This window comes from Ruegeria sp. H4 (assembly GCF_056533065.1).
In genome coordinates this window covers 32,460-45,067 of the sequence record NZ_JBQFOC010000001.1, presented here as the reverse complement: position 1 = coordinate 45,067, position 12,608 = coordinate 32,460, and the positions used below count along the sequence as shown (strand labels likewise).

Genomic DNA, 12,608 nt, shown 5'->3' with positions numbered 1-12,608 from the left:
TGACTTATAAATTCTCTTCTGACGGAAATAACAGAATGTTCGAAAAATACGAAGCACAGCCCTTTCAAAACGCTCAGCCTATTGAGGCTGATGTCAAAACGCAGCCATCTGATCGGCACCAAGGGGATACCCGTTTCTTCGAGCTGTTGGGGCAAGACGGATGGAACCGATTGCCCGCTGCGATCAGGCGGCGCTTTAGCAAACGATTGTCTGGAGGTGCCAGTCTTGTTTATCAGGGTCGCGTGTCCGAGATGCAGATGAATCTGGCCGGGCGATTGCTGGCTTTTGTCATGCGAGCCATAGGCGCACCGCTGCCGTTTGATCGCACATCTGCCGGGCGCTCTGCCGTTGTGGTTGTCACCGAAGACGTTGCAACCGGGGGTCAATTCTGGATTAGGCAATATGGCCGGTCCTCGGGGTTTCCGCAGATTGTCAGCAGCTCCAAACGCTTCGACGGTCCGACCGGGTTAGAGGAATACATAGGCTATGGAATTGGCATTGCATTGCGGTTGCAAAGCACCCGGAACGCCTTGCTGTTCATCAGCGACAGCTATTTTGTGAAACTGGGCCGCTGGCGCATCCCTTTGCCCAAATGGGTGTGCCCGGGCAATCTTGTCATCGGGCATGAAGAACTGGGTGATGGGCAGTTCAAGTTCACACTGGCACTGACTCATCGGCTGTTGGGTTCGGTCATATATCAGGATGCCGTTTTCTTCGATGCCGAGATCGTTGAGGCGACCGATGCCTGACTTCCCAAACCACGCCATGAAGGTTGTGATCATCGGTGGATATGGCGTCTTTGGTGCGTTGACTGCCCGTTTGCTTGCGCGCGATGGGCATCAACTGTGGTTGGCCGGGCGGCGGCCTTCAAAGGGTCGCGCCCTTGCCCGAGAACTCGGGGCAGAGACCCTGGCGGTCGATATTCACTCTGCACCCGAGGTCATTTTCAGTGTCGCGCCGGATGTTGTTATCGATGCGGCGGGGCCGTTCCAGCATTATGGCTTTGATCCATATCTTGTCCCGCGCTTATGTGTTCAGCATGGCTGCCACTATCTGGATCTGTCCGACAGTTCAGAATTCACAATGGGTATCGCGGGGCTGAACGCACAGGCCGAGGCCGCAAATGTCTTTGTGCTTTCGGGCGCGTCCAGCGTACCCGGCCTGTCCTCGATCATCGTTGAAGATCTGATCGACAGGCTGGACAAGATCGACCTTATCGACATTGCAATACTGCCGGGCAACCGGGCGCCGCGCGGGATGTCGGTGATCAAGAGCATTGTCAGCGGCGTTGGCCGCCCCTCACAGGTTCTTCGGGATGGCAGTTGGCAGACCGTGCGGGGCTGGACAGATCGCAAAATCTACTCGCTTGCGCCGGGTCTGCGGCGTGCTGGTTATTTCGTGGACGTCCCCGACATTCACCTGCTGCCAGACAGGATTGCCGCCTCAACCGTCATGTTTCGGGCGGGTTTGGAACTAGGCGTGATGAATGCATCTCTGTCCGCATTGGCCTGGTTCCGCCGCCGCTGGCGCCTTTCCCTGCCCGAAACGGCGTATTCGGCGCTCTACTGGTTGTCGAAAGCGCTCTATCCGTTTGGAACAGATCGCGGGGGGATGCAGGTGCATGTCACGGGGCGGAAAAACGGTCAGAACATTAACCGCACATGGACTCTGATCGCCGAGGACGGAGATGGCCCGTTTGTGCCGGGTATCACCTGTCGTGCAATCCTGCGCGGGAATGTCAAACCGCGTTCAGGTGCGCGCCCATGTTTGGCTGAGATGCCCAGAGTCGTTGTTGAAGACGCCATGAGCGATCTGGCGATTGCCATTCGGTTGGACAAGACGGTCTAACCCAGCCCTTCTTGATCGGTTTTTGCGAAGGAATTATCTGGTCCAGATGACAGTTCAGAACAACAACAGTGTGGTTCGAAAACGACTTTGGGCGCTGGCTATCTTCATTGGTGCGCTATGGGCGATACAGGTCATCAACTGGGCGCTGGGCTATCGTTTGAACCTGGCCTTCGGTTTGATCCCCCGGCATATCGGCGGGATTGACGGGATTTTCGGGATGCCGGTTCTGCACGCCAGCTTCTCTCATCTCATGTCCAACACACCGCCACTTGTGTTGATGGGCGCGTTGCTTGCGCTGACCGCAACGCGCGCGCTTCTGTTGGTGAATGCCGTCATTATCGCCCTGGGCGGCGCGCTCGTTTGGCTTTTTGGCAGCAACGCCATCCATATCGGCGCATCTGGTCTGGTGTTTGGGTGGTTCGGGTTTCTTGTCGCGCGTGGTGTGGTCGACAGGTCTCCGGTGACGCTTGGGGCCGCGTTCTTGGTGGCTTTGGTCTATGGTTCGATCATCTGGGGCGTTTTGCCCGGCCAACCGGATGTCTCGTGGGAGGCGCATCTGTTTGGTGCCCTGGCCGGAGCCGTTGCAGCCCTTGTGATCCGCACCCATGTTCATGCGCCGCGTATCGGGAATGTCGAACAGCGATAGGGGCGTCCGACAAGGACGACCGGCAGAGACATGCTTGCGGTCATCTTTGGCTCGATCCTTAAAAAACGATAGCTGATTGCGGGCTTGCTGGCCGGGTAAGCATCTATGATCGCGGGTGGGGTTGAATTCAAGTCTCATATGATACATCTATGTCTCATGAGTGTAATTCGACCAACCACCAAAGATGCCATCATCGAAGCCGCGTTCGAGGTTTTTTCGCAGAACCAGGCCGCCTCACTTGGCGATGTCGCACAGCATGCCGGCGTGGGCCGTGCGACGCTGCATCGGCATTTCCCCGGACGGCCCGAACTGATGCGCGCCTTGGCAAAGATCGCAATAGCCGAACTTGATGAAGCTGTTGAACAGGCCACGGCAGGTGCAACAAGCTATGAAGAAGGTTTTCGGCTGTCACTGCACGCAATTGTTCCACTGGCAAACCGTCAGTTGTTTCTGGCCAATGAGGGGTTGGAGGCAGACCCTGAAATAGCCGCAGCCTATGACAAAGGCCTTCAGGAGCTTCGGCGCGATGTCGACGCGGCCAAACAAGAAGGCGCGTTTGACCCGAACGTTCCAACTGACTGGATTGTTGAGGCCTATGAAAACCTCATCTACGCCGGCTGGTCTCTTGTCCAATCCGGCGAGGCAACAGCCAAGCAAGCTGCCGATTTGGCCTGGCGAACACTTTCCCAAGGATTGAAAGGAGGGGCTCAATGAATCTCGAAACCCTGACCACACAGATCGACGATGTGTTCTTTCTGATCGGCGCTGCGATCTTGTTGATCGAAGTCGCCGAGATGCTCTTTAAAGGCGATTTCAAAGCCAAGACGTTCGGCGAAATGCTGGCAAGCGCCTCGACCCAGATTCCGTATCTGTTGATTGAAACCTTTGTTCTGACTGGGGCCTACGGGCTGTACTGGATCATTTCTCAGGGTTTGCCATGGGCCATCCCCGTGACGTGGTGGAGTGTGATCCTTGTGATCGTGCTGGCCGATATCACGTACTACTGGGAACACCGAATTGCCCACGAAGTGCGCCTGCTCTGGACCCAGCATGCGGTGCATCATTCCTCGCGCGATATGAACATCATCACCGGTATCCGATTTGGCCCCTTGGAAGGCGTATGGTCCCTGATCGCCCATTTACCACTGGCCCTGATGGGGTTTGCACCCGAGGCGATTGTGCTTGGTGTGATCGCAGTGCTGGCTTATCAGACATGGTTGCACACGGAACTGATCGGCAAATTGGGACCACTTGAATATGTGATGAACACGCCGTCTCATCACCGCGTTCACCACGGGTGCGATGATAAATATCTTGATAAGAACTATGGCGGTATCTTCATTATCTGGGATCGGATTTGGGGTACATTCCAGGTCGAAGAAGAAACCCCACGCTATGGCCTGACACGTGATTTCAACAGTCAGAACCCGATCAAAGTGTGGTTTTCGGAATGGCCTGACCTGATCCGGGATATTGCGAAATCCAGAAGCATCCGCGATGCCTTTGCCATTCTGTTCCGCCCGCCGGGCTGGGAACCGAAGAAGTAACCAGATAGAGGCTTAAAATGGATCGCAGAGATTTCTTAGCTGCAGCTTTGGGTGCCTTGGCGTCTGGCTTTGTTCCTCTGGTCGGGGCCGCGCAGGGCACACACGCCGCAACCGGATATCTCCGTACAAATTGGAGCCGCGATCCATACAGCCTTGGGTCCTATTCCTATGTTGCCAAAGGATCTTGGCGTAAGGATCACGTAGCCTTGGGTCGTCCAGTCGGTGATCGCCTGTTTTTTGCGGGTGAGGCCACGCATCCTTCCTATAACAGCACGGTACATGCCGCCTATGAATCCGGGATCTTGGCAGCAGAGGCGGTTTCAAAAACAGACGCCAAAACGGTTGCCATCATCGGCGCAGGGATGAGCGGCCTTGCCGCTGCGGATGCGCTGGCCAGGCGCGGATATGATGTCACGATCTGGGAAGCGCGTGACCGTATTGGTGGACGCATTTGGACCGACAATCGCCTTGGCACAGCGCTTGATCTGGGCGCGAGCTGGATACACGGCACCGATGGCAATCCGCTAACACAGCTTGCGAAATCACAGGGCGTAGCAACCCTGGCAACGACGAATAGCTATGTCATTCGTGGCAGTGATGGGCGCGAAATACCGGTTGATGATACCCCTGATTGGGTTGATAATGTTGTGTCCGTTCAGCACAGCGCAGGCGCGGATACTGCCGAGATCAATGTCTTGGCCTATCTGCGAGATACTGACTATGGCGGGGAAGAGGTGGTCTTCCCGGGGGGCTATGCACAGCTGCTCGACGCGTTTTCCAACGACTTCGACATCCAGTTGAATCGCGAATTGGCGCGTGTCGAGTTTGATGGCGAAGGCGTTCGATTGGAAGACAAGGCCGGGCAATCGGACAGGTTCGACACAGTTATCGTGACGGTTCCGTTGGGTGTGCTGAAACAGGGTTCGATCACCTTCTCTCCGCCTTTGCCAGCTGAAAAGCAAAGCGCCATCGCAAGTCTTGGTATGGGGACGTTAGACAAAGTGTATCTGCGGTATAAAGATGTCTTCTGGGATGCCGACAAAACATGGATCATCACACCGGAAACCGGTTTGCCGCAGGGCCAATTCAACCAATGGCTAAACCTTTATCCCTATACCGGGCAGCCGATCATCATGGCCTTTAACGGCGCACAGCCTGCGCGGGATTTGGCGAATTTGTCTGATGCAAAGATTGTCGAACGCGCCCAGAAAACACTCGACACTGCATATCCTATTTTTGATTAGCGGTCGCCGCACCTCTGCAAGGCGTCGTATTCTCTTAAATCTGGCGTTCCCAATCCTTATTCAGCAGTGACGGCCAGTTTCAAAAGCTGCGCTGCAGAGCTTTCTATTTCCGCCCAGTATTGTAATAAGTTCTACCAAACCGAAGAGCGGCATCATGACTGGTGATTGATGACGCCTACAGATCGTAAATCAAGGCCGTTAAAGTAGCTTTACAAACACCCGGTATTTCAATCTTCTTGCGCGCAGCGCCTCTGGGCCAGTTGAAGATTGTATCTGAAATTTTGGAGTATTCCTGTGCTTTCCAACAATGGTTTTCAAGGTGGTCAGGGCGACCCGGGAGAGTTTGTCAGCATATGGCTGGTGATCCGGCGCAATCTGCTTCCTGTGGCCTTCCTGTTTGGAATCGCAGTGATTTTGACGTCTCTGTACATGCGGACGGTTCCCGACAGGTACCGCACCGTCGCCCAGATGGTGCTGTCTTTGTCAGAGACACGATACAGTGACACGACGGGGCGTCTTGAAACCATTGAACTGGGTCGATCAAGTATCGAGACCGAGATCGAAAAGCTCAAATCGCGCGATTTCGCGGGTCAAGTGGCGGAAACACTGGGCCTGTTTGAGGATGATAGTTTCGTTTCGCGCATAAACCCCGATACCGGGCTCGAACAACCTGCGGCGCTGCATCGCGAGGCTGTGATTGACAAAGTTCTGGGCTCATACAGCCTGTCCCGCGCTGGCGAAAGCTTAGCGATTTCGGTGGAGGGTCGGTCCACAGATGCCGAACTGTCTGCTGCTTTGGCCAATACGGTCATCACGCAGTACATAAGTAACGAGCTTGGCGAACGTATTAATCGTTTGGACAAAAACATCGATGACGTACGGCGGCGTGTCAATTTGCTGGGCGAAGAACTTACCAGCAACGAAGCGGACCTGGCGAATTTTATCCGCTCGGACAATCTGGATGACGAGCAGCTGTTGGACCAATTGCGCAGCGCGGCCGAGCGGGCCCGCACCATCCTGTCCATTGGTCTGGAGCAAAACGTTCCACCGGAAGAAGAACTGGTGTTGCGTGAAGAACTGGCCGCCGCTGAGGAACGGCTTCAACTCAGAACCCGGCAAGAGCTGACGCTGCTGCGTAAGGAGCGGGAAATCGAGCTGCTCAGGTCGCGGTATCAGGCCTCGGTTGATGAGTTGAATCTGCTGGAAACCCGAAGCGGCCAGATCGAAGCAGGCACAAGCCAGGTGTCCGTCGCCCGCGTTCCACAAGTGCCATACGCGCCCAATCGTGCGCTGACAGTTGCCCTGGCCGGAGCGATGTCGATCATGATCGGCTTTGTTCTGGCACTGATCCGGGAAGGGCTTGATCGAACAATCAAGACCGAGAAACAGATTTTCAATGCGACAGGGCTGCAGAATCTTGGCTATTTCGTAAAGCAGAAATACGGGCCAAAAGGGCGTGCTGCTGCCGTGTTCGAACCGATTGAGAACCCACGGACCCCTCTGGCAGAAACGGCACGCGGGATTCTGACCAACTGCATCAAGTTTCAACACTCGAAGGTGGTATTGGTTTCATCGGCGCTGCCCAACGAAGGGAAATCATTCATCAGTACGGTGCTGGCGACCACGGCGGCCGCAGATGGAATGAATGTCGCCCTTGTTGATCTGGATGTGTACCGAAAAGGGGCAACCAAGCTTCTGATCCCGGACAGCGCTGATATCAAATGCTCGGACCTGTACTCGTATGACATCGTTCCGCAACAGGTTGTTGGCGCCCAGGATGCGCCGGGTAAGCTGGACCTGATCACGGTCGAATCCCCAACGCGCGAGCTGACAGATGATGCCGAAATGAAGCTGCGCAAGCTGAAGGACACGCTGACATCCAGGTACGATCTGGTGGTGATCGATACCCCGCCCGCGCTGGTCATGGATGAGGTCTATCGGAACAACACTTTGATCGATGCCGCGATCCTTGTGGTTCGCTGGGGCAGATCGCCCCAAGACGCCGTGCAGGCGGTCACGCGGCGCCTATCTCAGGCCGATGTCAATGTCATCGGAACCATCTTGAATGACGTCGATCCCAAAAAGTTCCGCTGGATCGGATATGAAGGCTACTATGGGCACTATGACTATTACAAATAGCGCCTTGGAGATCGGCGGTTAGCAGGCTCGACCGGGGAAGGTGACATCCACGCGATGACATAGGTTGAATGACAAGATGATCAGCAGCGAAACACTCAAGCGACCTCGGTCATCGTTGGAAAGCGCCGAGTTTTTCTGCGTCGTCCTGGGTGTGCTGTTTTCGTCTTTTGCGTCTTTGCGTCATCCCGGTGCCTCCTTCACGGTCAGCGATTTTTTTATCACCTTCGGGCTTTTGTTCCGATTTATCAGGGCCATCCCGCTATACCCGATGCAGGCAGCCTCTTCGATGTGGTGGCTGGGTATCGCGATGCTGATGACCGGGCTGCTGATCGGCAGCATCGCCTATGGCGATCCGGTGGATGCTGTGGTTGTCCTGATCCAGTACTTCTTTTCATTTGTCGCATTGCCGCTCGCCATTCTTGGCCGCCCGCACAAAGAGGCGGTATTGCTCGCCAAAATGGGCGTTATGTCCGTTGTCATAAGCTGCCTTGTCGGCCTTGGCGCCTATTCAATCGGGTATAATGGCGGGCACCGACGGCAGCTTGCGCTTGTTGCAGGCAACAACCGACTGACGGGTTTGACCGACAACGCCAACGCCTTTGCGGCAATCATCGTGCTGTGGTTCCCGGTGCTTTGGTATCTCGGCTTGGTGCGCGCCTATAAGATGATTACGTTTGCGTGTTTCTTCGCCTTGACCTTTACCGGGCTCATCTTCACCAGCTCCAACTCGAATCTGGCAGGGGCGCTGATCAGCGGCGCCATCTATCTGTTCTTGCTAGGAAAATTCCGTATTTTCTTTATCTGGTCGGCGGTGTTTGCCGTGACTGCCTGGGTGGGCATTACATTTGCCGACAAGATCCTACCGCAGAAATTTGTCGAACGCGTTCTCAGCCCACTTCAGCAAGGGAATATCGAGGGTGTCGGCACCTTCAGTGATCGTGCTGAGCTGATGATCGAGGCCTGGCGGTTCCTGCCCGACTACTATGTTCTGGGCATGGGGGCCGAGCAGTACCGCGAACTCAGTTCACATGATCTGCCGGTCCATAATCTGTATCTGCTGCTGGCCAACGAAGGTGGCCTGATGTCATTGATGGGTCTGCTGTTTTTGTATCTGGCAGCGATTACCTATGCCACTCTGGCGGGCCCCGATACGCCGTATAGAACCGCGGCGCGCACGACGGTCATAACGGCGACGCTGACCTTTGCTGCGTTGATGGTGAGCTTCACCCACATCTACCATCGCGCGTATCTGGTGCCGTGGATTGTCTCAATCGGGCTTTTGTACAGCCCGATGCGCCCGGATTGGCTGCATAAGGCGCAGGTACGTGGCGGAACTTGACGCCTGCGCATTGCAGCAGGTGTTCGGATGGGCTGCAAGTTGAACGTAAGTAGCAAGCTCAATGAAACCGAGCAGTCGTATCTATCTATGTTCAGAAGAAATGGTGCCCAGGAGAGGACTCGAACCTCCACGTCCATACGGACACTAGCACCTGAAGCTAGCGCGTCTACCAATTCCGCCACCTGGGCAGGTGTCGTGAGGGGGCGTTTAAGCCCAGCGACGGGGGGCGTCAACCGGATTCGGGAAGAATCCTGAAAGTTTTTTGAACCCGCTGATCCGGACCCTAGATTGGACAAAAGACAATGGGTATTGCGTGGCGATTTAGCGCCTTGTTCCGGGGCTGAGTGAGCGTTAGGTCTATGGCGTACACTTCGAACAGGAGGCCTCTCATGTCCAAACTGGTCACGATCTATGGCGGGTCAGGTTTTGTCGGTCGCTACATCGCGCGGCGCATGGCGGGTGAGGGGTGGCGTGTCCGGGTAGCGGTACGGCGCCCGAATGAGGCGATGTTTGTTAAACCCTATGGCGTTGTTGGTCAGGTCGAGCCGGTCTTGTGCAACATTCGCGATGACGCATCCGTTGCGCAAGCGATGCACGGCGCGGATGCGGTTGTGAACTGCGTGGGCGTTCTGAATGAGTTGGGCAAGAATGAATTCCCGGCGGTTCAGGCCGAAGGTGCCGAACGTATCGCAAGATTGGTTGCCGCGCAGGGTATTTCCCGGATGGTGCATCTGTCCTCGATCGGGGCGGATGCGGATGCCCAAAGCGAATATTCCCGCACCAAAGCGCAGGGTGAAGCTGGCGTGCTTCAGCATATGCCCGGTGCTGTGATCCTGCGGCCGTCGATCATCTTTGGTACGGAAGATCAGTTCTTTAACCGCTTTGCCAGTATGGCGCGCATGGGTCCGTTCCTGCCACTGGTCGGTGCGGAAACGCAGTTTCAACCGGTCTATGTGGATGATGTGGCGCAGGCGGCGGTCAAGGGCGTTTTGGGGCAGGCAACGACTGGTGTCTATGAGCTTGGCGGGCCCGAAGTGAAGACCTTCCGCGCGTTGATGCAGCAGATGCTTGAGGTGATCCACCGTCGTCGGATCATTCTGGGTGTGCCCTTCTTTGTGGCAAAGATCATGGCCGGTGTACTGGACATTGTGAAATTCGTCAGCTTTCAGCTGTTCCCCAACAATATCCTGACCCGCGACCAGCTCAAGAGCTTGCGTCACGACAATGTGGTCTCGGATGGGGCTATGTCCTTCAAGGAGTTGGGTATCGAGCCAACGACACTGGCGTCGGTACTGCCGGAGTATCTTTGGAAGTTCCGTCCCTCGGGCCAGTATGATGACATTCAGAATTCAGCCGACAATCTGCGAACCTGATCAGCTGTAGGCGACTGCTAACAGGATAATGCCCAGAACCACGCGATAGATCACGTAAGGCGTGAAGCTGACGCTGCGCAACAGGCGCATCATCAGGCTTAGGGCCAGTAGTGCGGAGACGAAGGCGAAGGCCGCAGCGATTGCTCCGTCTTTTGCAAGCTGCGCATCCGCCTGCTGGATAACATCTACAGATAGCAAAACCCCCGAGGCGATGATGGTCGGGATCGACATCAGCATGGCGATCCGGGCGCCGTCCTCTCGGGTGTATCCAAGTTGGCGTGCGCCGGTGATCGTGATGCCCGAACGCGAAGTGCCGGGGATCAGGGCGACGGCCTGCCACAGGCCCATGACAATTGCATCACGCAGACCCCAATCCTGTGCGGTTTTGGTTTGCGGTCCCTTTTGATCCATCCAATAGAGCAACAGGCCAAACACAAGCATCGTCCAGCCTATTACCGCGATTGAACGCAATGCCTCGGTCAGACCTGTCAGATAGAGGATCAGCCCAGCAATCACAGTTGGGATCGTTGCGATGATAAGCCCAAGTGCCAGCCGTGATTGCGGGGTATCCGTACGACCCAAAAGGGCACGCGGTAAGCCGCGGATGGCGTCTTTCACGTCGCTCCAGAAATACAACACGACCGCGCCCAGCGTGCCCACATGAACAGCGACATCAATGGTTTGGCCTTGATCCTGCATCCCTGTCAGGTTTGGCAGCAGGATCAAGTGACCTGATGAAGATATTGGCAGAAACTCTGTGAGTCCCTGAATGACCGCCACCAGAATCAAGTGAAAGAGACTCATTGAACCTGCCGTACCGCTATCGTTTTGTGTTCAAGTTCATGGGTATTCCGGCGCCCGTAAAAAGGAAAGCAGGTTGATAGGTCCGAAGCGGAACTAAAATTGGCGCGAAAATTCGCCAGAATCTTATCTTGTGGACATTTTTTCCAAATTAGGTCAGTATATTTGACTTTTCATCTGAATTCGCATCTCGTAAAGAATGCCGACCAAGCCAATTCATGGAGTCTGACCCGTGGCCAAGCAACCGATGCTGAAATTTGTGCAGATCGACCGTGCCATGCCCGAAAAGCGTGCCGCCGATGACCGTAGAGAAGATTTTGACGAAATCTATGCGGAATTCGCTGCAGAAAAAGCGGCAGAGCAGGCCAGCAGGTGCAGCCAGTGTGGTGTACCTTATTGCCAGTCACATTGCCCATTGCACAACAATATTCCTGATTGGCTGAACCTGACAGCAACCGGTCGCCTGGAAGAGGCTTACCAAACCAGTCAGGCCACCAATACCTTCCCCGAGATTTGCGGTCGTATTTGCCCGCAGGACCGCTTGTGTGAAGGCAATTGTGTGATCGAACAGTCGGGACACGGCACCGTCACCATCGGCACGATCGAGAAATACATCACTGATACCGCCTGGGACAAAGGCTGGGTACAGCCCGTTGTTCCAGCTTCTGAGCGCGGTGAAAGCGTTGGCATTATCGGCGGCGGCCCGGGCGGGTTGGCTGCGGCGGATATGCTGCGCCGCGCGGGTGTTCAGGTTACAGTCTATGACCGCTATGACCGTGCGGGCGGATTGATGATGTACGGAATTCCAGGCTTTAAACTAGAAAAAGACGTCGTACAGCGCCGCAACGACCTGTTGGCAGATGGCGGGGTCAAATTTGTTCTGAACTGCGATGTGGACGCATCTAAGTTTGATGAAATTCGGGCGCAGCACGACGCGGTCATCATTGCTACCGGTGTATACAAATCGCGCGATCTGTCGATGCCGGGAAGCGGGCTGAATGGGATCGAAAAGGCGATCGATTTCCTGACTGCTTCGAACCGTAAAAGCTTTGGCGATGACGTCGAAGACTTCGACAATGGCCGCTTGAACGCTGCGGGCAAGAAGGTCGTTGTGATCGGTGGTGGCGACACCGCGATGGATTGTGTGCGCACCTCGGTCCGACAAGGAGCGATTTCGGTCAAATGCCTGTATCGGCGCGACCGCGCGAATATGCCCGGCTCGCAGCGCGAAACACAAAACGCCGAGGAAGAAGGCGTCGTGTTCGAATGGCTTAGCGCACCAAAGGGCTTTACCGGCGATGACAATGTCACCGGTGTGATGGTACAGAAAATGCGCTTGGGCCAGCCTGACGCATCTGGCCGCCAAGCGCCCGAGGTGATCGAAGGCGCGGACTATGTTGAAGACGCCGATCTCGTGATCAAGGCGCTGGGTTTTGAGCCCGAGGACCTGCCGACCCTGTTTGGCCAGCCCGATCTGCCCGTGACCCGCTGGGGCACCGTCAAGGCGGCTTTCCAGAGTGGTGAGACCGAAATGGACGGTGTCTATGCCATCGGGGATATCGTGCGCGGCGCCTCTCTGGTCGTTTGGGCGATCCGCGATGGGCGCGATTGCGCCGACGCGATCATCGAACGGTTCAACGCCAAGGCAGCGATTGCGGCCGAGTAGCCAAC

Annotated in this window: 11 protein-coding genes and 1 tRNA gene; 10 read left to right on the top strand and 2 right to left on the bottom strand. The window is 55.7% G+C overall.

Features of this window, described 5'->3' with window-relative positions:
* Positions 1-35: 35 nt before the first annotated feature.
* From ACR0KG_RS00185 to ACR0KG_RS00150, 8 genes are all read left to right on the top strand, one after another.
* Positions 36-749, top strand: coding sequence for a DUF4166 domain-containing protein (locus ACR0KG_RS00185; RefSeq protein ID WP_480826132.1), 714 nt, complete (start codon positions 36-38; stop codon positions 747-749).
* A complete protein-coding gene (locus ACR0KG_RS00180; RefSeq protein WP_480826131.1) occupies positions 742-1,848 on the top strand; it encodes a saccharopine dehydrogenase family protein in 1,107 nt (368 codons plus the stop codon). The genes ACR0KG_RS00185 and ACR0KG_RS00180 overlap by 8 nt, the downstream gene beginning before the upstream one ends.
* Positions 1,849-1,894: 46 nt before the next feature.
* A complete protein-coding gene (locus ACR0KG_RS00175; protein WP_480826130.1) occupies positions 1,895-2,494 on the top strand; it encodes a rhomboid family intramembrane serine protease in 600 nt (199 codons plus the stop codon).
* 156 nt (positions 2,495-2,650) lie between these two features.
* A complete protein-coding gene (locus ACR0KG_RS00170; RefSeq protein WP_480826129.1) occupies positions 2,651-3,208 on the top strand; it encodes a TetR/AcrR family transcriptional regulator in 558 nt (185 codons plus the stop codon).
* Complete coding sequence (locus tag ACR0KG_RS00165; protein WP_480826128.1) at positions 3,205-4,041, top strand: sterol desaturase family protein; 837 nt, start codon at positions 3,205-3,207, stop codon at positions 4,039-4,041. Before ACR0KG_RS00170 ends, ACR0KG_RS00165 begins: the two co-directional genes overlap by 4 nt.
* A gap of 17 nt (positions 4,042-4,058) precedes the next feature.
* Positions 4,059-5,285, top strand: coding sequence for a flavin monoamine oxidase family protein (locus ACR0KG_RS00160; protein ID WP_480826127.1), 1,227 nt, complete (start codon positions 4,059-4,061; stop codon positions 5,283-5,285).
* A 294-nt stretch (positions 5,286-5,579) separates the two neighbouring features.
* The gene (locus ACR0KG_RS00155) at positions 5,580-7,424 is read left to right on the top strand and encodes a GumC family protein (RefSeq protein ID WP_480545288.1); all 1,845 of its coding nucleotides are present in this window, start codon (positions 5,580-5,582) and stop codon (positions 7,422-7,424) included.
* Positions 7,425-7,500: 76 nt separating this feature from the next.
* Positions 7,501-8,763, top strand: coding sequence for an O-antigen ligase family protein (locus ACR0KG_RS00150; RefSeq protein ID WP_480545289.1), 1,263 nt, complete (start codon positions 7,501-7,503; stop codon positions 8,761-8,763).
* Positions 8,764-8,864: 101 nt separating this feature from the next.
* Here the strand turns inward: ACR0KG_RS00150 and ACR0KG_RS00145 are convergent.
* Positions 8,865-8,951, bottom strand: a tRNA-Leu gene (locus ACR0KG_RS00145).
* Positions 8,952-9,152: 201 nt separating this feature from the next.
* Here ACR0KG_RS00145 and ACR0KG_RS00140 point away from each other — a divergent pair.
* A complete protein-coding gene (locus ACR0KG_RS00140) occupies positions 9,153-10,136 on the top strand; it encodes a complex I NDUFA9 subunit family protein (protein WP_480826126.1) in 984 nt (327 codons plus the stop codon).
* Here the strand turns inward: ACR0KG_RS00140 and ACR0KG_RS00135 are convergent, their stop codons facing one another.
* On the bottom strand, positions 10,137-10,940 hold the full coding sequence (locus ACR0KG_RS00135) for an undecaprenyl-diphosphate phosphatase (RefSeq protein ID WP_480826125.1): 804 nt from the start codon (positions 10,938-10,940) through the stop codon (positions 10,137-10,139).
* Positions 10,941-11,169: 229 nt separating this feature from the next.
* Between ACR0KG_RS00135 and ACR0KG_RS00130 the strand changes: the two genes are divergently transcribed.
* Positions 11,170-12,603, top strand: a complete 1,434-nt coding sequence (locus tag ACR0KG_RS00130; protein ID WP_480826124.1) for an NAD(P)-dependent oxidoreductase — start codon at positions 11,170-11,172, stop codon at positions 12,601-12,603.
* Positions 12,604-12,608 lie beyond the last annotated feature (5 nt).

What these genes read in the sequence shown, in the direction of transcription:
- ACR0KG_RS00150 (WP_480545289.1), top strand. Translation starts at nt 7,501, where the DNA reads ATGATCAGCAGCGAAACACTCAAGCGACCTCGGTCATCGTTGGAAAGC.
- ACR0KG_RS00185 (WP_480826132.1), top strand. Translation starts at nt 36, where the DNA reads ATGTTCGAAAAATACGAAGCACAGCCCTTTCAAAACGCTCAGCCTATT.
- ACR0KG_RS00180 (WP_480826131.1), top strand. Translation starts at nt 742, where the DNA reads ATGCCTGACTTCCCAAACCACGCCATGAAGGTTGTGATCATCGGTGGA.
- ACR0KG_RS00160 (WP_480826127.1), top strand. Translation starts at nt 4,059, where the DNA reads ATGGATCGCAGAGATTTCTTAGCTGCAGCTTTGGGTGCCTTGGCGTCT.
- ACR0KG_RS00175 (WP_480826130.1), top strand. Translation starts at nt 1,895, where the DNA reads ATGACAGTTCAGAACAACAACAGTGTGGTTCGAAAACGACTTTGGGCG.
- ACR0KG_RS00170 (WP_480826129.1), top strand. Translation starts at nt 2,651, where the DNA reads ATGAGTGTAATTCGACCAACCACCAAAGATGCCATCATCGAAGCCGCG.
- ACR0KG_RS00140 (WP_480826126.1), top strand. Translation starts at nt 9,153, where the DNA reads ATGTCCAAACTGGTCACGATCTATGGCGGGTCAGGTTTTGTCGGTCGC.
- ACR0KG_RS00165 (WP_480826128.1), top strand. Translation starts at nt 3,205, where the DNA reads ATGAATCTCGAAACCCTGACCACACAGATCGACGATGTGTTCTTTCTG.
- ACR0KG_RS00135 (WP_480826125.1), bottom strand. Translation starts at nt 10,940, where the DNA reads ATGAGTCTCTTTCACTTGATTCTGGTGGCGGTCATTCAGGGACTCACA.